This is a genomic window from Pseudomonas triticifolii, from assembly GCF_014358015.1.
GTDB lineage: Bacteria > Pseudomonadota > Gammaproteobacteria > Pseudomonadales > Pseudomonadaceae > Aquipseudomonas > Aquipseudomonas triticifolii.
Map to the genome: position 1 here is coordinate 35,968 of NZ_JACONV010000010.1, position 26,933 is coordinate 62,900.

At 60.4% G+C, this 26,933-nt stretch carries 26 protein-coding genes; 12 read left to right on the forward strand and 14 right to left on the reverse strand.

Annotated features, from left to right (window positions below):
* The first annotated feature begins 189 nt into the window (after window positions 1-189).
* A complete protein-coding gene (locus H8S56_RS14720; RefSeq protein WP_187519048.1) occupies window positions 190-849 on the forward strand; it encodes a DedA family protein in 660 nt (219 codons plus the stop codon).
* 156 nt (window positions 850-1,005) lie between these two features.
* Window positions 1,006-1,674, forward strand: coding sequence for an isoprenoid biosynthesis glyoxalase ElbB (elbB, locus tag H8S56_RS14725; RefSeq protein ID WP_024685904.1), 669 nt, complete (start codon window positions 1,006-1,008; stop codon window positions 1,672-1,674).
* A 162-nt stretch (window positions 1,675-1,836) separates the two neighbouring features.
* Here the strand turns inward: elbB and H8S56_RS14730 are convergent, their stop codons facing one another.
* Complete coding sequence (locus H8S56_RS14730) at window positions 1,837-3,747, reverse strand: cytochrome c/FTR1 family iron permease (protein WP_187519049.1); 1,911 nt, start codon at window positions 3,745-3,747, stop codon at window positions 1,837-1,839.
* Between the two features lie 351 nt (window positions 3,748-4,098).
* Between H8S56_RS14730 and H8S56_RS14735 the strand changes: the two genes are divergently transcribed.
* The 4 genes from H8S56_RS14735 to H8S56_RS14750 are packed head-to-tail and all read left to right on the forward strand — an operon-like array spanning window position 4,099 to window position 7,251.
* Window positions 4,099-5,496 (forward strand): COG3014 family protein, encoded by a 1,398-nt coding sequence (locus H8S56_RS14735; RefSeq protein ID WP_187519050.1) that lies wholly within the window; start codon window positions 4,099-4,101, stop codon window positions 5,494-5,496.
* A gap of 13 nt (window positions 5,497-5,509) precedes the next feature.
* Window positions 5,510-5,881: a YcfL family protein gene (locus H8S56_RS14740; RefSeq protein ID WP_024689347.1), complete on the forward strand. Its 372-nt coding sequence runs from the start codon at window positions 5,510-5,512 to the stop codon at window positions 5,879-5,881.
* Between the two features lie 38 nt (window positions 5,882-5,919).
* Complete coding sequence (gene lpoB / locus H8S56_RS14745) at window positions 5,920-6,507, forward strand: penicillin-binding protein activator LpoB (protein ID WP_024689346.1); 588 nt, start codon at window positions 5,920-5,922, stop codon at window positions 6,505-6,507.
* 3 nt (window positions 6,508-6,510) lie between these two features.
* Window positions 6,511-7,251, forward strand: a complete 741-nt coding sequence (locus H8S56_RS14750; RefSeq protein ID WP_024689345.1) for a hypothetical protein — start codon at window positions 6,511-6,513, stop codon at window positions 7,249-7,251.
* Window positions 7,252-7,303: 52 nt separating this feature from the next.
* Here H8S56_RS14750 and H8S56_RS14755 read toward each other — a convergent pair whose 3' ends face one another.
* The 3 genes from H8S56_RS14755 to H8S56_RS14765 all read right to left on the reverse strand — a co-directional run bounded on the left by H8S56_RS14755 (window position 7,304) and on the right by H8S56_RS14765 (window position 10,507).
* Window positions 7,304-7,936, reverse strand: coding sequence for a LysE family transporter (locus H8S56_RS14755; RefSeq protein WP_024689344.1), 633 nt, complete (start codon window positions 7,934-7,936; stop codon window positions 7,304-7,306).
* Window positions 7,937-8,003: 67 nt separating this feature from the next.
* Window positions 8,004-8,597, reverse strand: coding sequence for a mechanosensitive ion channel family protein (locus H8S56_RS14760; RefSeq protein WP_024689343.1), 594 nt, complete (start codon window positions 8,595-8,597; stop codon window positions 8,004-8,006).
* Window positions 8,597-10,507, reverse strand: coding sequence for an ATP-binding cassette domain-containing protein (locus H8S56_RS14765; protein ID WP_024689342.1), 1,911 nt, complete (start codon window positions 10,505-10,507; stop codon window positions 8,597-8,599). Before H8S56_RS14765 ends, H8S56_RS14760 begins: the two co-directional genes overlap by 1 nt.
* Window positions 10,508-10,553: 46 nt before the next feature.
* On the opposite strand from H8S56_RS14765, the gene H8S56_RS14770 reads away from it, so the two are divergent.
* Window positions 10,554-11,027 carry a TIGR02444 family protein gene (locus tag H8S56_RS14770; protein ID WP_187519051.1) on the forward strand — a complete coding sequence of 158 codons (474 nt, stop codon included), beginning with the start codon at window positions 10,554-10,556 and terminating at the stop codon, window positions 11,025-11,027.
* Here the strand turns inward: H8S56_RS14770 and H8S56_RS14775 are convergent.
* On the reverse strand, window positions 11,024-11,941 hold the full coding sequence (locus tag H8S56_RS14775) for an AlgP family protein (RefSeq protein WP_187519052.1): 918 nt from the start codon (window positions 11,939-11,941) through the stop codon (window positions 11,024-11,026). The genes H8S56_RS14770 and H8S56_RS14775 overlap by 4 nt on opposite strands.
* Before the next feature lie 216 nt (window positions 11,942-12,157).
* On the opposite strand from H8S56_RS14775, the gene H8S56_RS14780 reads away from it, so the two are divergent.
* A complete protein-coding gene (locus H8S56_RS14780) occupies window positions 12,158-12,832 on the forward strand; it encodes an FKBP-type peptidyl-prolyl cis-trans isomerase (protein WP_024689339.1) in 675 nt (224 codons plus the stop codon).
* 72 nt (window positions 12,833-12,904) lie between these two features.
* On the opposite strand, the gene H8S56_RS14785 is transcribed toward H8S56_RS14780, so the two are convergent.
* The 8 genes from H8S56_RS14785 to H8S56_RS14815 all read right to left on the reverse strand — a co-directional run bounded on the left by H8S56_RS14785 (window position 12,905) and on the right by H8S56_RS14815 (window position 20,492).
* Entirely contained in the window at window positions 12,905-13,378 is a 474-nt protein-coding gene (locus H8S56_RS14785; protein ID WP_024689338.1) for an Rsd/AlgQ family anti-sigma factor, read from the reverse strand.
* Window positions 13,379-13,552: 174 nt separating this feature from the next.
* Window positions 13,553-14,080 carry a disulfide bond formation protein B gene (locus tag H8S56_RS14790; RefSeq protein ID WP_187519053.1) on the reverse strand — a complete coding sequence of 176 codons (528 nt, stop codon included), beginning with the start codon at window positions 14,078-14,080 and terminating at the stop codon, window positions 13,553-13,555.
* Window positions 14,081-14,310: 230 nt separating this feature from the next.
* Window positions 14,311-15,555, reverse strand: a complete 1,245-nt coding sequence (locus tag H8S56_RS14795) for a heme biosynthesis protein HemY (RefSeq protein ID WP_187519054.1) — start codon at window positions 15,553-15,555, stop codon at window positions 14,311-14,313.
* Window positions 15,552-16,673: a uroporphyrinogen-III C-methyltransferase gene (locus H8S56_RS24520; RefSeq protein ID WP_328803405.1), complete on the reverse strand. Its 1,122-nt coding sequence runs from the start codon at window positions 16,671-16,673 to the stop codon at window positions 15,552-15,554. The genes H8S56_RS14795 and H8S56_RS24520 overlap by 4 nt, the downstream gene beginning before the upstream one ends.
* 51 nt (window positions 16,674-16,724) lie before the next feature.
* A complete protein-coding gene (locus tag H8S56_RS24525) occupies window positions 16,725-17,501 on the reverse strand; it encodes a uroporphyrinogen-III synthase (protein WP_024695822.1) in 777 nt (258 codons plus the stop codon).
* Window positions 17,498-18,439 carry a hydroxymethylbilane synthase gene (hemC, locus tag H8S56_RS14805; protein ID WP_024689333.1) on the reverse strand — a complete coding sequence of 314 codons (942 nt, stop codon included), beginning with the start codon at window positions 18,437-18,439 and terminating at the stop codon, window positions 17,498-17,500. The genes H8S56_RS24525 and hemC overlap by 4 nt, the downstream gene beginning before the upstream one ends.
* A 227-nt stretch (window positions 18,440-18,666) precedes the next feature.
* A complete protein-coding gene (locus H8S56_RS14810) occupies window positions 18,667-19,413 on the reverse strand; it encodes a LytR/AlgR family response regulator transcription factor (protein WP_024689332.1) in 747 nt (248 codons plus the stop codon).
* Window positions 19,410-20,492, reverse strand: a complete 1,083-nt coding sequence (locus H8S56_RS14815) for a sensor histidine kinase (RefSeq protein WP_024689331.1) — start codon at window positions 20,490-20,492, stop codon at window positions 19,410-19,412. Before H8S56_RS14815 ends, H8S56_RS14810 begins: the two co-directional genes overlap by 4 nt.
* Window positions 20,493-20,626: 134 nt before the next feature.
* Between H8S56_RS14815 and argH the strand changes: the two genes are divergently transcribed.
* The gene (argH, locus tag H8S56_RS14820) at window positions 20,627-22,021 is read left to right on the forward strand and encodes an argininosuccinate lyase (RefSeq protein ID WP_024689330.1); all 1,395 of its coding nucleotides are present in this window, start codon (window positions 20,627-20,629) and stop codon (window positions 22,019-22,021) included.
* A 232-nt stretch (window positions 22,022-22,253) separates the two neighbouring features.
* Here argH and H8S56_RS14825 read toward each other — a convergent pair whose 3' ends face one another.
* A complete protein-coding gene (locus H8S56_RS14825; RefSeq protein ID WP_187519055.1) occupies window positions 22,254-22,916 on the reverse strand; it encodes a glutathione S-transferase family protein in 663 nt (220 codons plus the stop codon).
* A gap of 195 nt (window positions 22,917-23,111) precedes the next feature.
* On the opposite strand from H8S56_RS14825, the gene H8S56_RS14830 reads away from it, so the two are divergent.
* The 3 genes from H8S56_RS14830 to H8S56_RS14840 all read left to right on the forward strand — a co-directional run bounded on the left by H8S56_RS14830 (window position 23,112) and on the right by H8S56_RS14840 (window position 26,884).
* The gene (locus tag H8S56_RS14830; protein ID WP_187519056.1) at window positions 23,112-23,387 is read left to right on the forward strand and encodes a hypothetical protein; all 276 of its coding nucleotides are present in this window, start codon (window positions 23,112-23,114) and stop codon (window positions 23,385-23,387) included.
* A 217-nt stretch (window positions 23,388-23,604) separates the two neighbouring features.
* The gene (locus tag H8S56_RS14835) at window positions 23,605-23,853 is read left to right on the forward strand and encodes a TIGR02647 family protein (protein ID WP_024686361.1); all 249 of its coding nucleotides are present in this window, start codon (window positions 23,605-23,607) and stop codon (window positions 23,851-23,853) included.
* A 184-nt stretch (window positions 23,854-24,037) separates the two neighbouring features.
* Window positions 24,038-26,884: a class I adenylate cyclase gene (locus tag H8S56_RS14840; protein WP_187519057.1), complete on the forward strand. Its 2,847-nt coding sequence runs from the start codon at window positions 24,038-24,040 to the stop codon at window positions 26,882-26,884.
* The last annotated feature ends 49 nt before the right edge of the window (window positions 26,885-26,933 follow it).

Below are 26,933 nucleotides of genomic sequence, written 5' to 3' on the forward strand. Positions count from 1 at the left end.
TTATAAGCCGCCATTATGACCAATGTGTGACAGTCATGGTTCGACCTGCGACTGCAGGCCGCAGCGACTCAACTGGAGAGAAAGGAACATTGTGGTTGCAAGAATCTTTAACGTCGAGACACATATCGACACTTTCATGATTGCCCTCGGCGCGTTAGGCTGCGTGCTCATTTCGCCAGCATCCAGACAATGCTCCAGAATTTCTTGAATGAGTTTGGCTACTTCGCCCTCTTCCTCGGCACCTTCTTTGAAGGCGAGACCATTCTGGTTCTTGCCGGATTCCTGGCTTTCCGTGGGTACATGGACCTCAACATCGTCATCCTCGTGGCCTTCTGCGGAAGCTATGCGGGCGATCAGCTGTGGTATTTCATGGGGCGCAAGCACGGCCGCAAGCTACTGGCCCGCAAACCTCGCTGGCAGCTCATGGGCGACAAGGCCTTAAGGCTTGTGCGCAAACACCCGGACATATGGGTGCTGAGCTTCCGGTTCGTTTACGGCCTGCGAACCGTCATGCCCGTGGCCATCGGGTTGTCCGGCTATCCGCCAGGACGCTACCTGCTGCTCAACGGCATCGGCGCGGCGGTCTGGGCGGCGGCGCTGGGGTCGGCGGCGTATCATTTCGGCGCCGTGCTCGAAGGCCTGCTAGGCAACGTCAAGAAATACGAGCTCTGGGTGCTGGGCGCGTTGCTTCTGGTGGGCCTTGGCTTGTGGCTGCGTCGCCGTATCAAGAACGCCCGCATCGCTCGCGAGGCCCGTGAAGAGCGACAATACTGCGCATCCTCAGCGGCTTCCGATCTGGACATGCCGGTCGAGGCCCATCTCGACCTGAAGAAAAAGTCCGACGACTGATTATCCCTCCCGACTTCTCCGGGTGCAGGCCAAAAAGCCTCGCCCGGATGACGCACCACCTCCCCGACTGATCCCGCCTCGACAAGACCTGACACTGAACAGATGACGCGCAATGTGTTCCATTGGTAGATGCGTCATGACCAAGGAGTCGAAATCATGCAAAAGAAAGTGGCTGTGATCCTGTCCGGCTGCGGCGTCTACGACGGTGCCGAAATCCATGAAAGCGTGCTGACCCTGTTGCGCCTGGACCAGCGTGGCGCACAGGTGCAGTGCTTCGCGCCGAACATCGCGCAGCACCACGTCGTGAATCACCTGACGGGTGAGGAAATGCCCGAGACCCGCAACGTGCTGGTCGAGTCGGCACGCATCGCACGCGGCGAAGTGAAAGACCTGCGGGAAGCCGACGTCAACGACTTCGATGCATTGATTGTCCCCGGTGGATTTGGCTCGGCGAAGAACCTGTCCGACTTCGCGCAGCAGGGTCAGGCCTGTCAGGTCAACCCTGAGCTGTTGGCGCTGGCCGAGGCCTTCGCGCTGGCAGGCAAGCCCGTTGGACTGATCTGCATCACCCCGGCCCTTGCTGCAAAGATCTACGGCCCAGGCGTGACCTGCACCATCGGCAATGACCCCGAAACCGCCGCGGCCATCACTAAAATGGGCGGTGCGCATCAGGACTGTGAAGTGTCGGAGATCGTGGAAGACGAGGCGCGAAAACTGGTCAGCACCCCGGCCTACATGGTTGCAAAGAGCATCAGCGAAGCCGCATCAGGCATCAACAAACTGGTTGATCGCGTGCTGGAGCTGACGCAGGAGCAGGATGCGTGAGGATGCGAAACTGATGTTCCTGCGCTCCGCGCTCTACGCAATCCTCATTGGATAAATGCACATCTGTGGGAGGCGGCTTGCCGGCGATGCGACCTGTCAGACAACCTCTCGCAACCTGACCTGACGCGATCGCCGGCAAGCCGCCTCCCACGGTGGTGCTTTTTAGCCCGACCTCTGATCAGCCACTTGAAGCCTGCGCCTCTCTGCCAGGCGACTGCGGCCATACAGCACCGCAATGGCGGCCAGCGCAATGGCCTGCGCTGCCAGCGAGTAGGCATCGGCGTGAATACCCAGCCAGTCGAACTCGAAGAACGGCACAGGTCGGGTGCCGAAGATACCGGCTTCCTGCAGCGCCTTGACGCCATGACCGGCAAACACCACTGACAACGCACACAACAAGGTCGCGTTGATGCTGAAGAACAGCGCCAGTGGCAGTTTCGCTGAGCCGCGCAGGATGATCCACGCCAACCCCACCAGCAATACCAACGCCGTGGCGCCGCCAGCCAGCACCGCGTCATGCCCGGCGGGACCTGCCTGCAGCCACAGGGTTTCGTAGAACAGGATGACCTCGAACAGCTCGCGGTAAACCGAAAAGAACGCCAACACCGCGAAGCCGAAACGCCCGCCGCCGCCGACCAGGCTGTTTTTTACGTAATCCTGCCAGGCTGCGGCATGCCGGCGATCGTGCATCCACACGCCCAGCCAGAGCACCATCACGCTGGCGAACAGCGCGGTCGCGCCTTCAAGCAACTCACGCTGCGCACCACTTACGTCGATCACATAAGCGGCCACCGCCCAGGTTGCCAGGCCCGCCAACAGCGCCAGGCCCCAGCCAACGTTGACGCTGCGCACCGCAGACTGCTGTCCGGTATTGCGCAGAAACGCCAGAATCGCGGCCAGCACCAAAATCGCTTCCAGCCCTTCGCGCAGCAGAATCAGCAGCCCTGAAATGTAGCTCAGTGACAGACTCAAACCATCGCTGCCCAGCAGGTCAGCCGACTGCTTGAGCTTCGCCTTGGCCGCTTCCAGTTTCTGCGCCGCCTGCGGGACCGGCAATCCGTCCTGCAGGGACTGCCGGTAGGCCATCAGGCTCTTCTCGGTGTCTTTGCGAACCTGCGCGTCGACGTTATCCAGCGAACTCTCGACGAGTTCGAACCCTTCCAGATAGGCCGCGACGGACAAGTCATACGCCTGCTCGCGATCACCTGAGCGATAGGCCGCCAGGCTCTTGTCCAGCGTCACGCTGGTGTAGTCGAGCAACTGCGCAGGGCCGCGCTGAACCTGTGGGGGCTGAGAACGTTGGGCGCGAAATGTCGCGGCAGCGTCCGGACCATCGGCAGCCAGGATCTCCGCAGGGGTCTGACGTGCAAGGTCTGCGAGGTTGTAGGTCCTGGCCGGACTGGCGACCGGCTGTGCACTGAAGCTTGCGATATAGGTCGCAATGTCCCAGCGCTGACGATCATCAAGCTGGTCGGCGAACCCGGGCATATCAGTCCCGGCGATACCCAGGCCCAGCGCGCTGTAAAGGCCGTAAAGGCTCAGGCGATCCATCCGCGCGGCGTCGCGCAGGTTGCCCGGCGCAGGCTCCAGACCGATACCGGCCGGGCCGTCACCGAGACCTGTATCGCCGTGACAGACCGAGCAGTGCTGCGCGTACAACGGCGCACCTCGGGCAGGGTCAGGCGTGATCGCAGGTGCCTGGCTGACTTCATAAGCCAATGCGAGCTTTGCGCCCAACTGCCGCGCCTGACGAGCCACGACCGCAGCGTCCTGTCGCTTGCCGACAGCCGTTTTCAAGTCAGCTGCGCCCTGTTCGAGTTCAGCGCGCTCGGTGCGTTGCGGCAGTGCAATGATCAGGCTTTGAAGCGCATCGAGCGATTGGACCTGCCCTTGATAGCCTGTGGCATCGATCACTTTGCCGTCTGCCACGGTCGCCGGGTAATCCGCGCTCAGATAGTCCAGCACATGCAGCGCCTGAGCGGCACCTTCGACGGGATCAGTCAGTACGCCGAAGCTGCACAGCGCCAACATCGGTGCCAGGAGCCGGAGAAGCAAACGAGAAAGGGGGAGCATTGTGAATCTCAATAAGAATGCGATGCGTTGCATTGTTCACTTCAACGAGACGCTACTCAATACTCAGGGCAATTTTTTGTTACATAATTTTACGAGGAGGCATGAAGTGCACCGTCGTTCGAATGACGCCTGAAACTGTGCGCCAGGTCTCGACCGGAAGGTAGGAAACATCCAAAACCTGTGTAAGACATCAAAAAGCCATTGTCATCCCATTCCCTGCGCCTATAATTCCGCGCCCGCAGCGCTGGATCCAGTCAGACATGCGCGGGCTCACCATTCAGGCAGCCACGCCGCCTGATCAAACGGACTTGAATAGCCGCCCAGGCTATCCCCTTAGGGAATAGAACGCCTATGTCCTCTCGTGCCCTGACCGCGCTTGCGCTGATCTCTGCTTTTCAACTGGCGGGCTGCTCTGCATTTCGCAGCTACGACACCGAGTTGAAGGAAACCAATCAGCAACTGGCCAGCGGCAATGTTGATGCCGCCATTGGCACCCTTGAAAAGAACAACAAGGGTGAGGACAAAGACCTGCTCTATTACTTCGAGAAAGGCGAGCTGCTGCGTGCCAAGGGCGACTTCGCCGGCAGTCAGACTGCCTGGCGTGCTGCTGACCTGGTGGTGTTCAAGTGGGAGGAGTCGGTCAAGCTCGACACCGACAAATACCTGGCCCAGTTCGGCAGCTTCCTGGTGAACGACAAGGTACGTCGCTACGAAGGCTACGATTACGAAAAGGTCATGCTCACCACCCAGATGGCGCTCAACCACCTCGCCCGCAATGACTTCGACAGTGCCCGTACCGAAATCAAGAAGACCCACGAGCGTGAAGCCGTTATCGCCGAGCTGCGCGACAAGGAATACCTGAAAAGCGAACAGGAAGCCGAAAACCGTGGCGTGCGCACCGAATTCAAGGAGCTCAAGGGCTACCCGGTCGCCTCACTGGATGCACCTGAAGTCGTCAGCCTGAAAAACAGCTATCAGAGTGCGTTCAGCCACTACCTGTCCGGCTTCGTGTACGAAGCGCTCGGCGAGAAAGGCCTGGCAGCGCCCGGCTATAGCAAGGCTGCCGAGCTGCGTCCCAATACGCCGTTGCTGGAACAGGCGCTGAAAGACCTCGACGCGGCGGCCAGCAAAGACGGCAACAGCGAAGTGCTGATCGTGGTGCAGAGCGGTTTCGCTCCGGCCCGCGACTCGGTCCGTATCCCGCTGCCGCTGCCGATCAGCGGCAATCTGGTCATCACGCCGTTGTCTTTCCCGGTCATCAGGCCCGACACCTCCACGCCCGCCTTCAACCAGATCACTCTGGACGGAAAGCCGCTCAACCTGACACTGCTCAACAGCACCACCGACATGTCCCGCCGCGCATTGCGTGACGACATGCCCGGCATCATCCTGCGCACCACGGTCCGCGCCATCACCCGTGGCGTTGCCCAGAAGCAGCTCAACGACGTCAACCCGCTGGCCGGTCTGGCCGTGGGCATTGCCTCGGCCGTCACCGAAGGTGCCGACACCCGTACCTGGCGCACGCTGCCGGACAACACACTGGTCGCGCGCCTGCGCCTGACCCAGGGCGAGCACCAGATCATTCTGCCCAACTCGATGGGCGGCTCGCATGTGCGGGTCAGCGTCGATCAGCGCTATCAGGTGATCCCGCTGCGCGCGCTGGGCAGCCAGGTCTATGCAGGCAGTCTGGCCGCTCACGTCATGTCGACGAACGCGCCGCAAGCTATCGCAACCGCCAAACAACCCTGATCGGAGATTTTCCATGCGTATGAAGATTCTTGGCCTGCTGGCAGTAGCCTTGCTGGCGGGATGCGCAACACCGCCACCCCCGGCGCCGGGCAGCGCAGCCAGCAAGGTGGTGTCGATGGGCGACACCAAAAACATCGAAGTCGGTGCCATGCGTGTCGCGCGTGAAAACGGCTTTCTGACCGTCAAGGCGCAGTTGACCAACACCAGCAGCCGCAACCGGATGATGTATTACCGCTTTGCCTGGCTGGGCAACGATGGCTTTCCGGTTGCCGACGAAGAAAGCTGGAAAAGCATGACCCTGTACGGCTCGCAAAGCACCGTACTGCCAGCCATTGCACCGGTTCCGCGTGCGACCGATTTCCGTATCGAGATCAACACGCCTTGATTGGCACATCTTTTCGTCCAGTTCTGGAGAACGCCTCAATGCTTACACGCTTCTGCTCCATCGCCGCCCTTGCACTGCTGGTCACCGGCTGCGCCAACAATTCGCCTAGCCTGGGCAGCAAGAACATCAGCTACGGCGACACCAAGGCCGTCGAGACCGTGACCAACGAATTCGGCTCGACCGACCTGCAGATGATTGCCGAAAGCATGACGCGTTCGCTCGCTCAGTCCGGCATCCTGCAAGGCCGTCCGGTGGTTCAGGTCTATGACGTGAAGAACAAGACCAGCGAATACATCGATACCCGCGAGATCACCACCTCGATCAAAACCCAGCTGATGAAAAGCGGCACCGCCCGTTTTGCCAGTGACGACAACCAGATGCAGAACCAGGTCGATCAGCTCAAGCTGCAGAACCAGAGCGGTCTGTACAAGAAGACCACCGTCGCCAAGACCGGCAACATGGTCGCTGCCAAATACCGTCTGGAAGGCTCGATCAGCTCCATCGTCAAGCGCAGCAGCGACTACAAGGACGTCTTCTACAAATTCAGCCTGCAATTGATCGACGTAGAAAGCGGTCTGGCCGAGTGGATGGACGAGAAAGAAATTCGTAAAACTACGGAGCGTTAACAGATGCGCGCATGGATTGGCATTATCGGCATGGTCTGCGCCTTAGGTGCGCAGGCTGCCCCGAAGATCGCAGTGACAGACATGGCTTTTCAGGAGCGCGTGGAGCAGTACATCCACACCGTTTCGGCCCGCGCCAACCTGCAGGCCAATCGTTACAGCGCAAGCGGCTCGTCGAGCTATGACGAGTACGAGTCGCGCACCAGCTACATCGAGCAAGGCGAACTGCGCAAGTTCAGCGGCGACATCAAGGGCGAGATTCTCAAGTCCGGCATGTTCCAGCTGGTGCAGGGCACGCCCTACACCGCCAGTTCGAAAGAAGACGTTTACGACGTCATCAAGCGCATCAAGAACGGCAACTTCAAGGGCGCGGACTACGTGCTGTTCGGCACGGTCTCGGATATCGACTTCCAGCAGGACGTCGGCGAGATCGCCAACACGGACAGCCATTCGGCGATTCTGGCACTGACACTGGTGGCGGATTTCAGCCTGATCAACACCCGTACCTACGAAGTGACCTCCGCGTTTACCGCCATGGGTGAGGGCCAGGACACCAAGCTGGTGAATGGCCGGGACATCAAGGTGTCGCTCAATCGTGGTCGCGTGATTCGCGACGTGTCCAAATCGATTGGCGAAGACGTGGCGCGCCAGTTGCGTGAGCAACTGCGCGGCGAGGTGGAATACACCGAGCAACGTCAACCGCAGAACAGCCTGCCCCGAGACGAAGCACCGCGCATCCTGCGCTAGCGACAAGCTGCGTTCGCGAGCCGCTCATCACAGGCGGCTCGCGCAATGCGGATCAGGCCGTGCCGCGATGCAATGTCGCGAGAAAACCGGCAGCCCCGACAAACAGACTGGCAAAGGTGCGATTGAGACGACGCTGCTGACGGGGTGTTTTCAACGCACGCAGCACCTTCGACGCAAGCCCCGTATAGCCCGCCATGACCGTCAGGTCCACGACCACCATGGTGGCGGCGATGATCACGTATTGCATCAGCAACGGCGCAGCAGGGTCGATGAACTGCGGCAGGATCGCCAGCATGAAGACAAGCGCCTTGGGGTTGCTGATATTGACCAGAAAGCCTCTCAGAATCAGCCTCAATGGACTGCCGACCGGGCGGACAGCCGACTCATCGGACAGGTCCATGGGCAGCGCCCGCCACTGCTTGATGCCCAGATAGACCAGATACCCCACGCCGAACCACTTGATCAAGGTGAACGCCAGCTCGGACGCGGCGAGCACCGCACCCAGCCCGGCTGCGACAATGGCGATCTGCGCCACCAGCGCGATTTGTAAACCGAGCGCATTCCAGTAACCGCGAAGAAAGCCGTATTGCAGGCCGCACGACATGGAGGCGATAGCGCCTGCACCAGGGGAAAGACTGATAATCCAGCAGGCCGCAAAAAAGCCCAGCCACGTTTCAAGCGCCATCACGCACCTCAAGCAAAGTTCAATGCTCGCTAAATTAGTGCGTAACGCGCGCCGTGACTATTGATTTCTAATCCTGCTCGTCCTGCGGGGTCGGGATGGCGGACTGAGGGTACTGTTCGCTCCCGCGCCAGCGACGCACCGACTTCTGGAAGAACTGGCTATTGGGCACCTGAACCAGTGCACCACCGGCTTCCGGGGTTTCGATCAGGGTCGTGAACATCAGGTTGATGGCGACCACCCGGCCTTTGACGCCAGGCTTGTCCAGCGTGTCGACCAGCTCGACCAGATCACCGATACGGAACGGGCCGATGGTGAAGATCAGAATCGCGCAGAGCAGGTTGGACAGCACACTCCACATGGCGAAAAACGCCACAGCGGCGACGGCTACAAAGCCAGACAAGGCCGTCCACAGCACGGTGGCCGACACGCCGAGACGCCCGAGCACAAACACGAACGCACTGCCCATGATCAACCAGCGCAGACCGCCACGTACCGGTACCAGAAGCTCGGGCGGCAACGGATAACGCTCGCCCAGGCCGGTCAGAAAACGTCCGACGATCCGCTGCAGCACATAACCTGCCAGGAGAATCAGCAGGATTTGCGCACCCAGCAGAATCGGTTCGACCCAATACGCAGAAACAGGCAAACCCAGCATCTCCATCACGACAAGGCTTCCAGCTCGGCCTGCATCGACTCCAGCAACTCCAGCGCCTGCATCCAGGCGTCTTCCAGCTCGGACTCACGCACCTTCAGCTTCGCCTGTTCGGCCAGCAGGTCGCGCAGTTTGTCCTTGTTGGCGGCGTCATAGTTGGCGCTGTCGGCCAGTGCCTCTTCGACCTTGGCGAGCTTCTCGTGCAGCGTGCCCAGATCGCGTTCCAGCTTGTCAGCCTCGCGCTTGTGCGGGGCCAGTTGCTGACGCAGTGCGGCGGCCTGCTGACGCTGGGCTTTCTTGTCCGTCTTGTCGGCGTTGACCGGCGTGTTGCTGACCGGCGCGTTGCGCAACCTGTAGTCAGCCAGCCAACGCGTGTAGTCGTCCAGATCGCCATCGAACTCCTGAACACGGCCGTCAGCGACCAGCAGGAAATCGTCGGTCGTGCTTTTGAGCAAGTGCCGATCGTGAGACACCACCAGCACCGCACCGCCGAACTCCTGAAGCGCCATGGTCAGCGCCAGACGCATTTCCAGATCGAGGTGGTTGGTCGGTTCGTCGAGCAGCAACAGATTGGGTTTTTCCCAAGCGATCAAGGCCAGCGCCAGGCGCGCCTTTTCACCACCGGAGAAATTCAGCACGGGCTCATCCAGACGCGCGCCGCGGAAGTCGAAACCGCCCAGAAAGTCTCGCAGGGTCTGCTCGCGCTCGGTCGGCGCCAGACGCTGCAAGTGCAGCAAAGGCGTGGCCTTGGCGTCCAGCGAATCGAGCTGATGCTGGGCGAAGTAGCCCACGGTCAGGTTCTCGCCGCGCACCAGTCGGCCGCTTTGTGGTTGCAGTTCACCGGCCAGGTTCTTGATCAGCGTCGATTTGCCTGCGCCGTTAGGCCCCAGCAGACCGATACGCGCTCCCGGCGTCAGTTGCAGTTTGACCTTCTCCAGGACGGTCTTGTCGCCGTAGCCCAGACGCGCGTCGGACAGGTCCAGCAAAGGGCTGGATATCTTGTCGGATTCGCGGAAAACAAAGTTGAAAGGCGAGTCCACGTGCGCCGCGGACAGCTCTTCCATGCGCTCCAGCGCCTTGATCCGGCTCTGGGCCTGCCGCGCCTTGGTGGCCTGGGCCTTGAAGCGCGCGATGTATTTTTCCATGTGCGCGCGTTGCACCTGCTGCTTCTCGTAGGCCTGTTGCTGCTGGGCCAGACGTTCGGCACGGGCGCGCTCGAAGGCACTGTAGCCACCCCGGTAGAGCGTGATCTTGCGCTGCTCGACATGGGCGATGTGATCGACCACGGCATCGAGAAAATCCCGGTCGTGGGAAATCAGCAACAAGGTGCCCGGATAGCTTTTCAGCCAGTCTTCGAGCCACAGGATCGCATCGAGGTCCAGGTGGTTGGTCGGCTCATCGAGCAGCAACAGGTCCGAAGGACACATCAGAGCCTGCGCCAGGTTCAGGCGCATGCGCCAGCCACCGGAAAAGCTGCCGACCTGACGTTCCATCTGCTCGTTGGTAAAGCCGAGTCCTGCCAGCAGCTTGCGGGCACGTGCATCGGCGGTATAGCCGTCAGCACTGTCGAGTTCTGCGTGCAGGCGCGCCTGTGCAGCACCGTCCTGCGCCGCTTCTGCTTCGGCCAGCAGGCGCTGAACCTCGCGCAGACGCACGTCGCCATCGAGCACGTAGTCCACGCCCAGGCGTTCGAGCGTGTCGACCTCCTGACGCATGTGAGCGATGCGCCAGTCAGCAGGCAACAGACAGTCACCGGCATCGGGCGTAAGCTCGCCGCGCAACAACGCGAACAGGCTGGATTTTCCGGCACCATTGGCACCGATCAGACCGGCTTTATGGCCGGCGTGCAGGGTCAGCTCGGCGTCTTCTAGCAGACGTTGCGGACCACGCTGTAAGGTAAGGCTTTGAAGTCGAATCATAATGGCGGCGGAGTCTACCAGCTTCGTCCCGAACAGGTAGATCACTATGCCTACAGACCTCTGGAGTTTCACCCTGGATTTTTACGCCCGACCGGGTGTGGAACAGGCATGTCTTGAGCTGCAAGCCAACGGGGCCAACGTGTGCGCAGTGTTGTGCGGCGTATGGCTGGGGGTGCGTGGCGTTGAATGCACGGCGCAACGATTGATGGAAATCGGACAGTTGGCGACGCCCTGGCACGATGAAGTGGTGCGGCCGCTGCGCGAAGTGCGCATGCAATGGCGAGAGGCGGCGCGTCAGGACGCGTCGCTGAGTGCGCTGCGTGCTCAGGTGAAAGCGCTGGAACTGGAGGCGGAACAGCAATTGCTGAGTCGGCTCGAAACGCGGGTTCAAGCATGGCCATGCCGAGAAAAGCAGGACGTCAGTGCGTGGCTGAACGGGCTGGTCGATCAGGACGCGAAAAAAAGCCGCGATGCGCTGCAGGTGCTGCGCATCGCGGCCGATGACACCCTCAAGCCTTAGGAAGCGCTGGTTGGCGTCGTACCGTTGGATGCTGCTGGTGCAGGCGCGGCCGATGGCGCTGGAGCGGCGGCAGCAGGCTTGGCCGCAGGTGTCGCGGTCGTAGCGGCCTTGGCAGCGGCAGGTTTTGCAGCAGGCTTGGCAGCGGGCTTTACCGCAGCCTTGGCTGGCGCTTTTACCGGAGCCTTGGCAGCGGCGCTTGCGGCCGGTTTTGCAGCCGGTGCCTTGGCTGCAGCTTTAGGTGCAGCGACTTTTGCAGCAGCAGGCTTGGCAGCCGCCGTTTTGGCCGCGACCGGCTTGGCAGCTGGAGCCTTGGCAGCCGGTTTAGCGGCTGCTTTTGCTGGCGCTTTTGCCGGAGCTTTGGCTGCAACAGGTTTGGCCGCTGCCGATTTGGCAACCGGCTTCGCGGCAGTTTTCACTGGCGCTTTGGCGGCAGGCTTGGCAGCAGGCGACTTGGCGACAGATTTAGATGCCGGCTTGGCTGCTGCCGATTTGGCTGGCGCAGCAGGCTTGGCGTCACGGGTGGTGAGAATCTTGCCAACCGCTTCCTTGACGCGACCAATGCCCTGAGCGAGCTTCAGGCTCTCTTGCGCATCACGCTTGAGGTGCAAAATGTAGGTGCGGGTTTCAGTCTGACGATCCTTGAGAGCGTCCAGCAGTTCTTCCAGTTCAGACACGGCGTCTTTGGCCTTGGTCTGTGCCTTGGCCTTACCGGCCGTGGCAGCATCCTGCAATTTGGTGCGGGACTTGTGCAGTTTTTCCTGCGCCTTTCCGCGTTGTTTCTCAAGCTTGGCGAGCAGTTTCTCGGCATCAGCCAAAGCTTGGGAACAGGCGTCTTCCAGATGTTCTAGCAAGCTGCCCGATAATTGTTGGAGCAAATGCAACGGAGTGTTAACTGGCTTCTTTTTGGCCGACATGACTTACCTCCTGGCTGACGAAATTGCGGCTCATACTAGACTTCTGCTCGCATCGCCGCTAGGGCATCTTGACACCATGAAAGGCGGCCTGTTGCATACTGCACAAAATGATTAATACGCCCGCTACCAGGGCATTACGAAATTCACCTGGCAAGACCCGTCACGGCAGGCGCTTGCACTGGCATAATCGCTGACTTCCCAGGCCGGAGAGCATCCATGTCGCGCTACCTGTTAACGTCGTTGTTTCTCTTGCTACCCATGGCTCAGGCCACTGAAACCCCTCCGAACACCGATTCACGCGACCTTGCCTACAGCCTGGGCGCAAGCCTTGGCGAACGTCTGCATCAGGAGGTTCCTGACCTGGACCTCAAAGCACTGGTCGACGGTTTGAAGCAGGCTTACCAGGGCAAACCACTGGCGCTCAAGCAGGAGCGCATCGATCAGATCCTGCGCGAGCACGATGCGGCCATGGCCCAGGCCGAAACCACAGGCACGGACGCGCCGACCGAAGCTGCGCTGGGCGCGGAAAAGCGTTTCATGGAAAGCGAGAAGGCCAAACCTGGCGTCAAAGTGCTGGCCGACGGCATTCTGATGACCGAACTGACGCCGGGCACCGGGCCGAAACCGGATGTGAACGGTCGGGTGGAAGTTCGCTATGTGGGTCGCTTGCCGGACGGCACGATCTTCGATCAGAGCACACAACCGCAATGGTTCAGGCTCGACAGCGTCATCAGCGGCTGGACCACCGCCCTGCAGGGAATGCCAACGGGCGCAAAATGGCGACTGGTGATCCCCTCGGATCAAGCCTATGGCGCAGAAGGCGCGGGCGACCTGATCGATCCGTTCACCCCGCTGGTGTTCGAGATCGAACTCGTCGCTGTCTCGCAATAAACTGCCGCTGCAAAAACGCAAAAGGGTGCAACAGCACCCTTGGCAACAACCTACGCAACGATCACGAAGCGGTCAGACCTGTGCGGCGACCTCTTCCTTGTGGGAGTTGTGCAGCACTTCGATCAGGCAGTCTTCCAGCTCAAAGCGCTCGTGAAGCAAGCCACCCAGCTGGTTGAACTCCTTGGCGACCACCGAGCAGTCGGAGCAATCGCCCTTGTCACAGCGGTCATTGAAGGCCAGCGCAAACTTGGTGATGACATCCAGACGCGGGTAAAGGGTTTCAGCCAGCTCAAGGCCGCGCTCGTCATTGAACGCCCGGGCTTCGTCGCCCAGTTGTTCGTAGACCTCAAAGTGCCCGGCCGATACATAATCGACCAGAATTTCGCAAAAATTCTGCAGTCCAGCGCGATCGGCCGCGAGTGCTTCAGGCGTGTCGCCCAGCGCATCGTAAGCCTTGATCAGTTCGTGGCGGTCCTGTAACCAGCGATCAATCAACAGATTGACACCACCCCAGCGTTCCTGAGCATTCTGACAACTTTCCAGCATGGTCTTCTCTCTTCCCTTCAGGGGCAGGCGGTCCTAGTGCTGGCCTTGGCGATCTGTAGACCCTGGCCCGTTGAAGGCACCAGCACAGCATACTTCCAGTGACGCGTGCGGCTCAGATTATGCCCGCTCGACCAAGCCTTCAAGGTACGCAGGAGATAAAGTTCATACAAGCGTTTAATCGTCGGTCCGACTTTCGGCCGATATCCAGCGGCTCAGCTCACTGAGCAATGGGTAGAGTGCGAGCAGGCCAATGGCGACGAATGCCAGCAGGCTCCACTCGGGAAGACTGATGCCGAACAGCGACCAGGTGATCTGCGCACAAAACGCAGCGCCGCCCGGCAAACCCTCGCTCCATCGGCCTGGAGCAATGCTGTCGAGCGCCTGTTGCAGCGTTGCGATCACGGGCGTCAGTTCTTCGGCCGATGCGGTTTGCAGCCACACTTGAAGCCCTGCAACAGTCACCCCGGTGAGCGCGACCGCCAGCAACCCGACGCAATACCGACACCAGCCAGCTGCACTCGGGGAATGGCAGGCTGCGGCCAGCATGAGTACGCCACAACTGACCAGTGAAGCGCGCTGAAACAGACACAGCGGGCAAGGCTCAAGCCCAACGCTATGCTGGAGATACAGGACAGCGGCAATGATCAAAGCACATGTCAGGAATGCCAGAAAAAACAACAAACGCGTGCGAGCCAGGTGCATGGCAAATCCGTAACAAGAGACGAGGCGGTAACGGTAGAGGAAAGGACTCGCCGCTTTCAAGGCAATGCCGTACAGATACGTCGCTGCAAAATGAAGAAACAACACACACGACAGTGCGGCTTATTGACGCACCCGCGTAGGAATATTCCTGCAGCATACCGGCCGGCTTTAATCACAGGTGCCTTGCACGCAAAAAGCCCTGAGAAACAGGGCTTTTTGCGTCAATCAGCTCAGACGCTGGTCAGCGCTGGCAACGGACGGGCAAGAAAGCGCTCATCAAGCAGACCGAGGCCTTCCTGAAAGAGCTGGTTGCTGCGATCCGTCTCGCCCAATTGAGCAAGCAACCTGGCCAGTTCGGCACAGGTTTCAGGGTTGCGCTCAAGCCGAAGGCTGCTTTCCAGATAATCACGAGCCTTGCCCAACAGTCGGCTTTGCAGGCAGATACGGCCCAGGCTCAGCAGCAGGCTGGGATCACCCGGGTGGTGCTTGAGCCAGCCTTCTGCGGTCTGCAATTGCCGGGCCGGGTCGCTGCCGCGTACCAGGCCATACAGGCGGGCCAGATGGCTGTGGTAATCGCGCTTGAGTGCCGCGCGCAGCACTTCCTCAGCCTGAGCATCGGCACCGAGGCGACGCAACTGATCTGCGTACGCCAGCACCAACTGCGGCTCCTGACGCTGCGCGGAAGAAAGACCCTGCCAGGCTTTTTCAAGCGAAGGTAGACCGGTCAGCGCACTCTCGCCTTCCTCTCGATAGGCTGCCAGCGTGAGGTTTTCGCCCCATGCACGGCGCTCAAGCTCGGCAAGCTCCTTGGGCGGCAGGACTTTATCCTTGCGCAGCTCGGGCATCAGGCGGATCAGCTCGGACCAGTCGCCCCGCTGCTGATACAACCGCTGCAGTTGGCGCAGTACCTGAGGGTTATGGGGGTGGCGCTCTTTCATCGCCTGCAGCGTAGTCAGTGCACCGTCAGTGTCACCGCGGTCCTGCTGCAGTTGCGCGTGGTTTAGCGCAATGGCCAGTTCGGCCTGCGGCTGACGCTCAAGTGCACGCTCCAGAAGGCTGTCGCTGTCTTCGTAACGACCCTGCTCGTTGGCGGCACGCGCAGCCCCGATGTAGTACAGAAGCGGATGGGTGTCGGCTTCGGCAGCACGATGCAGATGGCGCTGCGCACTGGCCCAACGCCCCTCGGCGAGGTCCATCTGGCCTTGCTCGATCGCCAGCTGGATGCGGCGACGACGGTTGCGGCGCGACCACGGGTTGACCACGCGTCCCGACGTCGTCAGCAGATAAATCAGCCAACGCACCATCACGATCAGCAGCAGGACAACCACCAGCAGCGCCAACGTGGCCCACAGGCTCGATTCATAGCGGAAGTTCTGATAAGCGATCAGCACATAGCCGGAATGCTCGGCGATGGCGACGCCAATCAGCGCCGCCGCCACGATGGCTATAAACAACACTGCATAGAGGCGCTTCATGGGCTGGTACCCCGCTGCGTTTCAACCGGCTGGCCTGCTGCATGGCGGCGTTCGAGGTAAGCCTGAACCGCGCTCAGGCTTTGCGCCAGATCAGGCGTCTTGACAGCAACAGGTTGCGCGGCCAGCGCGGCAAGACGCTCGCCCAGCAAGCGGGTCTGCGGATCATCCTGATTGAAATTGGCCTGCAGCACGCTGCGGGCTTCCGTCAGGGCGGTCGCATAGACCTGCGGCTCACCATTGAGCGCGGCCCACTGCGCCTGCTCAAGCGTCAGGCTCAGGGCGAGACGGACCTGCGACAGGCTTTGTCCGGCCAATACAGGGCGGATGTCCTTGTCGGCGTTGAAATCGATGCGGAAGTAATGGGAGATCTGGTCCCACCAGCGCGACCACTGACTGTCTTCAGTCTTGTCGGCGGTCAGACCCAACAGGGACTCACCCTTGTCTTCATACTCGGGTGCAAGCTTGTTGAGCTGTACGGCCTGATCCCGCAGGGCGGCGAGTTGCAGGAACAACCCGGTGCGATCAGGCTGCTCGACACTACGCAGGGCGCCCAGGCTCTTGGCCAGCTGCTCACGGGCAGCGAACGATCCCGGATCATCCTGCTCGCGCAGAATTTCATCGGCGCCCTGAACCAGTGCTTCGGCGCTATTGATGTCCTGCAACGCTGACAAGCGCAGGCTGGCAAGGCGCAGCAGATGCTCGGCCTCGGCCAGACGCCAGTCCTTACGGCTGGCACCCAGAACCGTTTCCAGACGCTGGCTCAGACGCTGCTGGTCGCCCTGCAGTTGAGCGACCAGACGCCGGCTGTCTTCAAGCTGATCGGCAGGCGGGAACTGGGCAAGGCGCGCCGTCAGTTGCTGGTCGCTCTGGGCAAGGGCCAACGTCTGATCGGCAATGTCCTGAACCTGACCGCGCTGTTGCTGATGCCCGGCCTGCAACATACGTAGCTGCCAGACACCCCAGCCAGCGACTGCAACACCTGCAATGCCCAGCAGCAGCGCCAGGATCACCAACCCGCTGTTGCGATTGACCGGGCGCTCAGGCCGCACAGGATCAAGCGTGGATTGCGGCGTCTTCACGACCGATTCTTCGTCTTTAGGCAAGGCTGTTTCGCTCACGTATCCCATCCTTTGCATTTTGGCGTAATAGCGTAAACGACAAGGTGTCGATCAATACGCCCTGACGGCAGGCTGAGGTTGACCCCGCAACGCTGCCAGCAATGCCGCGGCGCTGGCGCCCCGGCAATCAACAACATTCAGAGCCCCTGCCGCACGCGCAATATCGGCGACGCGGGGACTCGGTACAAACAACGGCAAAACGGCCAGGTCCGGCCATGCATCACCTGCCAACTGCAGCAAGTGTTCAAAACCCTGTCCACTGCTGACCACCAGCCCGTTCAAGCGTTCCAACTCGATACGCCGGGTCAGCGCCGAGGCCGGATACTGTGGCAGATAACGGCGGTACAGCGGCAGGTATTCAACCATGACGCCCTGCTCGCGCAAACGCTCGGCCAACAGCTCGCGGCCCTCGTCGCCGCGCATGATCAGGACCCGGCTTCCCGGCACGGCTATCGCGGCCTGCAACTGCGGCAAATCGAGCAGCGCTTCGCTGTCATCGCCCTGCTCGGGCCAACGGGCATCCAGCCCATAATCGATCAGTATCTGCCCTGTCGCTGCGCCCACACTGAACCAGGGCTGAATCGGCGGCTGCGGCCAGACTTCGTCGATCAGTTCAACGGCAAGGCGCGCGGCCGGTTTGCTGACCACGATCACCGCGCAATAATTGAGCAGCTCGAAGATGATCGAGCGTTGAGCGGGCGTCAACGTCAGAGGCTCGGTTTCAAGCAGCGGCAGGCTGCTGCTGAAGACACCGGCGCTGGCCAGCACACTCGCCACCGCCGCCGACTCTTCGGCGGGGCGGGTCAGCAGCAGTCGCCAGGCGCTCATTCGTCGTCGGGCTCGCCGTAGACGGCTTTGAGGATCTTCGCCGCACCCTGCGCCAGAAGCGCTTCGGCCACCTGAACACCCAATGCCTGGGCAGCGGTCTGCGACGCGCGTGCCTCGGCATGGAGCAACAGGCTGCCGGAGGGATCGCCGACCAGGCCGCGCAGCCAGATCTGATCGCCCTCAAGCACCGCGTAGCAGGCAATAGGCACCTGGCAGCCACCATTGAGGTGTTTGTTCAGTGAGCGCTCGGCAATCACACGCACGGCCGTGTCTTCGTGGTGCAAAGGCGCGAGCAGGGCGTGAATTTCGGCATCGACACTGCGGCACTCGATGCCGACGGCACCCTGGCCGCCTGCGGGAAGGCTGTCGTCGACACTGATCGCGCTGGTGATCCGGTCTTCGAAGCCCAGACGAATCAGGCCGGCGGCAGCGAGAATGATCGCGTCATATTCACCGTTGTCCAGTTTGGCCAGACGCGTATTGACGTTACCGCGCAGGAAGTGAATCGTCAGATCGGGACGCCGTGCCAGCAACTGGGCCTGACGACGCAGGCTGGAGGTGCCGACAATACTGCCGGCCGGCAACGCCTCCAGACTGGCGTAAGTGTTGGACACAAAGGCATCGCGCGGGTCTTCGCGCTCGCAGATGCAAAACAGGCCGAGCCCCTGAGGAAAGTCCATCGGCACGTCTTTCATGGAATGCACAGCGATGTCGGCTGCGTTTTCGAGAAGCGCCGTTTCGAGTTCTTTGACAAACAGGCCCTTGCCGCCGATCTTTGACAGCGGCGAGTCCAGCAGTTTGTCGCCGCGACTGACCATCGGCACCAGTGTCACGATCAGGCCAGGATGCGCCTGCTCCAGCCGGTCTTTGACATATTCGGCCTGCCAGAGGGCCAACGCGCTTTTGCGAGTGGCGATGCGGATTTCGCGAGAAGACATTGAACGATCCGTACTGGGTAAATGCGACGGATAATAACAGCTCAGCCGGAACGACTTCAGCGTAGACCGAAAAGTAGCGCCTGACGGCGTGTCCTTACGACGATTTCAGCCCACGGATTCGGCGGGAAAGGAGGCGGTTGTTCGCAGAGAACCGGATGACCCAGGGTCCAGGTTTTGACGCCAGTACCATGGCTCGGCTTTCGCGAGCAAACCGTCACAGCACGCTTCTACAACTGCTGCATCATCTTGCGCACGCCTGCCACATGACGACGGCTGACGATCAATGCATCACCATTGAGGCCTCTGAGAAACAACTGGAAATGCCCCAGCGGCGTACGCTGCAAACGCTCGATGCGCTCACGCGCTACCAGCGCATTGCGGTGAATGCGCACGAAGCGGTCACCAAATTCATCCTCAAGTGCCTTAAGCGGCTCATCCAGCAGGACTTCGCCCCCCTCATGACGCAGGGTGACGTACTTGTGATCGGCAATGAAATAGATCACCTGGTCCAGCGGAATAAGCTCGATACCTTTTCGGGTTCGGGCACTGATGTGGCTGCGTGGGCCGTTACCGCTTTCGGCTGCCGGACGCGTCATGGCCGCCAATTGCACGCGGTTGGGGCGCTCGGCCTTTCTCAACGCTTCGATAAGGTGTTCAGGGCGAACGGGCTTGACCAGATAACCGACAGCGCTGACCTGAAAGGCATCCAGGGCAAATTCGTCATGTGCGGTACAAAAGACAACGGCAGGCGGTGCTTCACGCTCGCACAGCTTGGCCGCGACTTGCAGCCCGTCGATGCCTGGCATGCGGATATCCAGCAGCACGACATCTGGTTTGAGATTATCGATCAGCGCTAAAGCTTCTTCACCATTTGTGGCGCTGGGTTCAAGTACCCGGTAACCCTCGATTTCGCTGACCAATCGGCTCAGTCGCTCGCGGGCCAGGGGTTCGTCATCAACGATCAGGACATTCATATAGCTCTGGCTTCCTGCGTGAGTCTCGCACAAGGATAGCGTAGACAGGTGTAGTGACGACCGTCACGGCGCTCCACGCTCAGACTGGCGTATGGGCCAAAAAGTGCCGTAATGCGAGCACCGATATTTGTCAGGGCCTGTTGAGTACCGTTGGAAGTCTGCCGAGTGGCAACTTCTTCATAGGGATTGCTGACGCGCAATATGAACTCTCCCCCTTCGTAGTCTGCTTCGACCGTGACCACGCCCCCGTCGACTCGCGGGGCAATGCCATAAATCAAAGCGTTTTCCAGTAATGGCTGCAAGGTTAGCTGGGGAATCGGCAAGTCATCGGGAATTGCGCTCACCCTCCAGTCCAACTGTAGACGCTCGCCGAGACGATATTGCTCAATCGATAAATATCGTTTTGCCAAAGCCAGCTCCTCACCCCACGTTACCAGGCTCCCAGGCTTGGCAAGACTGGCACGAAACAGGTCGGAAAGATCCAGCACCGCCTGCTCGGCCTTGACCGGATTGCTGGCCACAAGGCTTGCGATGCTGTTGAGCGTATTGAACAGAAAGTGCGGTCGGATACGCGCCTGCAACGATTCGATCCTGGCTCGCAATTCGCCCTGTTGCTGCTTGCGCCACTGACTCTGCAGATAAAAGTAGCGCAGCATCAGTGCGGACATGATCAGGGCAATCAACGAATAGCGAATGTAGCGATCCACCATGCCGCCCACCGTGATCCTGCCGGTGAGCTGGCACACATCCGTCACCGCCGTGCACAGCAGCGTCAGGCCGACCACCAGCAGGCAGCCGAGCAGTCCGGCAAGTCCGGGTGAAAGGCGTGCCAGCCAGGGGCGCAGCCCGCAGAGCAGCGCGGCGGACAGCAGCACGATCCACTGCACGAACAGCGACATCAACGCCAGACGCACCCAGTCGAAACCCGCGCGCATCGGCTCAACCAGCACCAACACCAGAACCAGCAGTTCGGCCAGCACCACAAGCACGAGCAGGGCCTGCGGCAGGCACAGTTCGGGAAGGAAGAATTCTTTGCCGGGCCTACGCCCGGCGTCACGCTTTACAGGATCATCTCGCATCGGCTCAGTCTCGGCTCTGGCCGGGCCAGCGGCAAGCCATCCGGAAATAAAAAAGTGGCAACCCTGCTATGATCGCAACCGCCTGTGTGCCACGTATCGGGCACGCCACTTTCCGTAGAGCAACGAGCGAATCCATGAGCACCGACAAGACCAACCAGTCCTGGGGCGGCCGCTTCAGTGAACCCGTCGACGCGTTCGTCGCGCGCTTCACTGCCTCCGTCACCTTCGATCAACGCCTGTACCGCCACGACATCATGGGCTCCATCGCCCACGCCACGATGCTGGCCAAGGTCGGCGTTCTGACTGACGCCGAGCGCGACACGATCATTGAAGGCCTGAAGAGCATTCAGACCGAGATCGAAGCAGGCACGTTCGAGTGGCGCGTCGATCTGGAAGACGTGCACATGAACATCGAAGCGCGCCTGACCGACCGTATCGGCATCACCGGCAAGAAACTGCACACCGGTCGCAGCCGTAACGATCAGGTGGCCACCGACATTCGCTTGTGGCTGCGTGACGAAATCGACCTGATCCTGAGCGAAATCACTCGTCTGCAACAGGGTCTGCTGGGCCAGGCCGAGCGCGAAGCCGACACCATCATGCCGGGCTTCACGCATCTGCAGACCGCACAGCCGGTTACATTTGGTCACCATATGCTGGCCTGGTTCGAAATGCTCAGCCGTGACTACGAGCGCCTGGTGGATTGCCGCAAGCGCCTGAACCGCATGCCGTTGGGCAGCGCCGCACTGGCGGGCACCACTTACCCGATCGATCGCGAACTGACCTGCAAACTGCTGGGGTTCGACGCGGTTGGCGGAAACTCGCTGGACGGCGTGTCGGATCGCGACTTTGCCATCGAATTCTGCGCAGCAGCCTCCGTGGCAATGATGCACCTGTCGCGCTTCTCCGAAGAGCTGGTGCTGTGGACCAGCGCGCAGTTCCAGTTCATTGATCTGCCGGATCGTTTCTGCACCGGCAGTTCAATCATGCCGCAAAAGAAAAACCCGGACGTTCCGGAACTGGTGCGTGGCAAAAGCGGCCGCGTATTCGGCGCCCTGATGGGGCTGCTGACCTTGATGAAGGGCCAGCCGCTGGCCTACAACAAGGACAACCAGGAAGACAAGGAGCCGCTGTTCGACGCCGCCGACACCTTGCGTGACTCGTTGCGCGCGTTCGCCGACATGATCCCTGCGATCAAGCCGAAACACGCCATCATGCGTGAAGCGGCACTGCGCGGTTTCTCCACCGCAACCGACCTGGCCGACTATCTGGTACGCCGCGGCCTGCCGTTCCGCGACTGCCACGAGATTGTTGGCCACGCTGTGAAGTATGGCGTCGAGACCGGCAAAGATCTGGCTGAAATGAGCCTGGAGGAACTGCGCCAGTTCAGCGATCAGATCGAGCAGGATGTGTTTGCCGTGCTGACCCTGGAAGGCTCGGTGAACGCGCGTGACCACATCGGCGGCACAGCACCCGGGCAGGTGCGCGCTGCAGTGGTTCGCGGGCAGGCGTTGCTGGCGAGTCGCTGATCGTGCAAAGGCGCTGAGGTAAACATACCTCTCACTGGATAAATGCATATCCCGTGGGAGGCGGCTTGCCGGCGATGCGATTTCTGCAGCGCCCTGTCAGTGAATAGGCTGACGCCATCACGGTTGTCCGCGAATGCTGCATTTCAGACGCTGCGCTGGCGTCGGATGTGCCTGCTTTCGCGGACAAGCGCAGCGCCGCCCGGTCCGCTCCCACGGTAAAAATCGGCGCTGCCTAGCCTGCCGGCCTCACACGCGCCATGAACGTCGGCCAGTCTGCCTCTCTGTCAGCCGCCACCCGCTGCACATTCGGATTCAGTGCCAACCTCTCCAGCAAGCTTCGTGCTTTCGGCATGTCACCCAGAAAATCCTCATCGAACAACCGCTCGCCCACCTGCTGGGCCAGGTCGATGCTGTACAGAAAATACACATCCGCCACGCTGAACCGCTCGCCTGCCACGTAAGGCGCGAACCGGGCGCGCTGGGCCAGTGCGGCAACACCCTTGACCAGATCCCGGCGAGCCTTGGCCTTGAGGTCAGGCGGTGTCGGTCTGCCGCCAAAGATCACTTCGGCGTAGCAGACCCGCGCCGGCAACTCGATGTACAGCTCGATTTCCTTGGCGATGGTCCAGACCTGTGCCCGGGAAAACGGATCAGCAGGCAGCAGCGGCCGTTCTGGAAAGGTCTCTTCCAGGTAACGCAGAATGACGTCTGTCTCGCTGATGAAACCCTCGGCCGTTCCCAGCACCGGCACCTTGCCACGCGCGCTGACGGCGAGCACCTCGGGGCTTTGACAGCCGAACAGCGGCACGACCTCGAATGGCAACTGTTTCTCCAACAGCGCCAGCTTGACCATGTTGAAGTAGTTGCTTGATGCAAATCCATAAAGTTTCAGCATCGGCGGCCTCCTTGACCCTGTGTGCATAAGCCATTCACTGGCGACCCGAAGCCTATTCAATTAACTTTCAAAATCAATGACTTGTATCATTTTCGGCGATTTTAAAGACCGTTCCTACAAACAGACGTCGGGCACGTCCTGGCTGTCCGGATCATGGAATCCGGTTAGACTGCGAGCCTTTCCTGAGGAATCGCCATGACCGACGCTATCGACAATGATGAAGAAGAATTCGCCGCCTCGACCCTGATCGAAGCCATCGAAAACCAGATCGAGGCCGACAATCCTCCTGCCGCCAAGGCCACGTTCAACAAGCTGACGCTGGTCGGTTATGAGCGTGATAACATCCTCGAGATGATGGCTCATGTACTGGCCATCGAGATCGACGCCTTGCTGGATCAGGACCGCCCGTTCGACACCCAGTGGTACGAAACCGCCTTGCGCGCACTGCCCGAGCTGCCTCCAGAGAAGTAACCGGCCCCTCGATTCAAACCCTTCAGATATATGCTGCAAAGTTCAAGAGTGCTGGACTACACTGCAAATGCCCCGCTGACGCTACATCCTCCGGGGCTCTCACGCCAAGCCGGCTTCAGCGGTCATCCAGAACCGACGAGCGCAGCACGGACACGTCGATTCCAGAGCACACCCGCAGCCTGCGAGGTCGTACTACTACAAAAAGTCTGGAGCACCTATGTCGTATACCCCTGAGCTGGTTGCCGAACTGGAAATCCTTGCACTGTTCAATCTGGGCAATACCCAGGAAGGCCTCAAAGTCCATCACGTGGCCTCGCCCTCCGCTATTGCCGCTGCAAAAAGACTCTTTGAAAAAGGACTGACGACTCAGGTCGATGGCGGTTACCTCACCAGCCTGGGGCTTGAGGCTGCCGAGCACGCCCAGTCGTTGCTGACCATTCTGGATGTATCTAAAGAAGCTGCCTGATTAGCTGAGGGCCTGCCGCAAAAACACTGCCACAGGCCCTTCATTTATCGCGGCACCGGTCGATATAGAAAATTGGCGCCAGAATAACAACCCGACCGAACCTGCATTCTTTCGGCTGCAAACCTTCTTCGCCATCTTGCTCAGTAATTCCACGCCTGCCACAGGCCAGATGCCTTGAGTTGCGATGACGCGTAATCCTGAAATTCGCCCCGACCTGGATGAGGGCATTGACCGCAAGGTTCTCACCCAGCTGCGTAACCGGTTCCTGACTCTCAATGACGGGCGGTACGCGCGCGCCATTGAAGGAATGTCGACGCGCCAGCAAACCGTGCTGACCCTGTTGCCGTTGTTCTTTCATGTGAACCATCCGCTATTGCCGGGCTATGTCTCCAGCAGTACGCCTGCCGGTGTTTCCCATTACGAGCCCGACGCGCTGGTGCTGGCCGAAGCCCAGCGAATGACCCGTTCCTTCTCGTACAAGGTCAGGCACGGCAATCCTCCACAGCCCATCCACGGTCTGTTTCTGATGGGCAGCCTCGGCACGCTCGCGCAGGCCGAACAGAGCGACATGGACGTGTGGGTCTGCCACGACAGCGAACTGGAAGCTGACGCCGTCGCCGAGCTGCGCAAGAAATGCCAGGCGCTGGAAGCATGGGCCACGACCATGGGCGCCGAAGCGCATTTCTTTCTGATCGACCCGCAGCGTTTCAGGAAGGGGGATCGCGACACCCAACTCAGTTCTGACGATTGCGGCACAACCCAGCATTACCTGTTGCTCGACGAGTTCTACCGCACCGCCATCTGGCTCGCGGGGCGCACGCCTATGTGGTGGCTGGTGCCGGTCTACGAAGAGAACGGCTACGAGGATTACACCCACACGCTGTTGTCCAAGCGCTTCATTCGCGCCGACGAAGTCATCGATTTGGGGCCTATGGCGCAGATTCCGCCTGCCGAATTCGTCGGTGCCGGGCTCTGGCAACTGTTCAAGGCCATCGACTCACCTTACAAATCCGTTCTGAAGCTGCTGCTGATCGAGGTGTACTCCAGCGAGCACCCGGACGTTCAATGCCTGAGCATGCGTTTCAAGCAGGCCGTATTCGCCAACCGACTGGACCTGGACGAACTCGACCCCTATATGGTCGTGTATCGCCGGATCGAGGAGCACCTGCAGGCCCGCAAGGAGTCAGAGCGCCTGGAGCTGGTGCGACGCAGTCTCTACCTGAAGGTCAACAAGAAGCTCACCGGCCCGACGCGTCAGCGCAGTAACAGCTGGCAACGGCAGTTACTGGAGCGTCTGACACAGGAATGGGGTTGGGATGAACGTCAATTGGCGCTGCTCGACAGTCGCAGCCAGTGGAAAGTCCGCCAGGTCGCGCACGAACGTCGCGCACTGGTCAACGAGCTGAATTACAGCTACCGGTTCCAGACCCAGTTCGCCCGACTGCAGAGCACCGCCGACGCACTCAACGCTCGCGACCTGACGGTTTTGGGACGACGCCTGTATGCCGCATTCGAACGCAAGGCGGGCAAGGTCGAGTTCATCAACCCCGGCATCGCGCCTGACCTGGCCGAAGACACCCTGACGCTGGTGCACTCGCCGGACAAGCGCGAGCCCGGCAAGCATCAATGGGCGCTGTACAACGGCAGCCTGGGAACACACGAATGGGCGAATTTTTCTCCGATCAAGCGCAGTCGCGAGCTGCTCGACCTGTTGGCGTGGTGTCACCGCAACAATGTCATCGACGCCACGACCCGCATCGCACTGCATCCCGGTAGCAGCGACCTGAGTGAATTCGAGCTGTTCAATCTGCTCGGTGCCTTGCAACAGACCATCGAGCTGCCGCTGCCCGACGTCAGCGACGACGCCCTGTTGCGGCCAAGCGAACCCAGGGAAATACTGCTGTTGGTCAACGTGGGGGTCGATCCACTCAGGCATCACCGCGACTTGAATATCCTGATGACGACCGAGCGTACCGACTCGCTCAGTTATGCAGGCGTTCGGGAAAATCTGGTGCTCACGCTAGACCAGATCACCCTCAATAGCTGGAATGAAACGCTGGTCAATCGCTACGACGGCCCGCACGCACTGCTGGATTGCCTGAGCGAGCTGCTGAGCAGCTTGCCTCAGGGCGCAAATCAGCCACGCATCCATGTGCGCTGCTTCTGCCATAACCGGGCGCCCGCCATCGCCCAACGGGTTGAAGAACTGACCGATACCGCACGCTTGCTGCTCGCGCGGCGCCTCAACCATCGCTACCTGATTCAGGTGCAGCAGCAGTACCACATTCTGGAAATGGTCCCCGGCCAGGTCGGCCACGTGGTGGTCAACAGCTTGCCCGGGTTGTTCAAATACCTGGGTGAAGAGCAGCCCCACTACAGCCCGCTGCATTTGGACCCGCATGCACTGGACGGTCACGATCTGGCGTTGATCCTGCCGTTCGGGCAGCCGGAATGCATTCAGGTGTTCTACCGCGTCAGCGACGACGAGGCAGACCTGTACGTGCTGGATGAACACAACTCGCTCTGGCATCAACGCGTACCTTGGCACGACGAACAAAGCCTGCTGATGCCGTTGCAGCGCTTCTTTCATTCGCTGGTCTACCGTCGAGGCGCTTCACTGCCGCTGGACAACCCGGACGAACCGACCCTGCTGGAGACGCTCTACTATCAGCTCATGCCTTCCGGTGCGTCACGCGCACGCCGCATAGAACCACGCCGCGCCCCGACGGCGGCGGACAAGCCGTTCTATGACGTACAGGCCATCATCGAGGAAACCTCACCGGGACAACTGAACGTCACGCTGTACTGCGACAACAGCGAGTTCTCCGAGCTCGAATATGGCGATCAGTTGTATCAGGCGGTGGCTCGCCAGATTCTCGGCAAACGCCTGGAGCCCAAGCGCTATCGCTGCTACATCACCGATCTGGACCTTTCAGGCCTGCTCAATGACGGGCACGGCCAGAGCATCCTGTTCCTGCGCCACAAGGCCGAGCTGGAAAAACTGCTCAATGAGGCGATGGACGACGCGTGAGGTGTCGGATAAACACAAACCCCGTGGGAGCGAGCACCGTCAGCTTGAA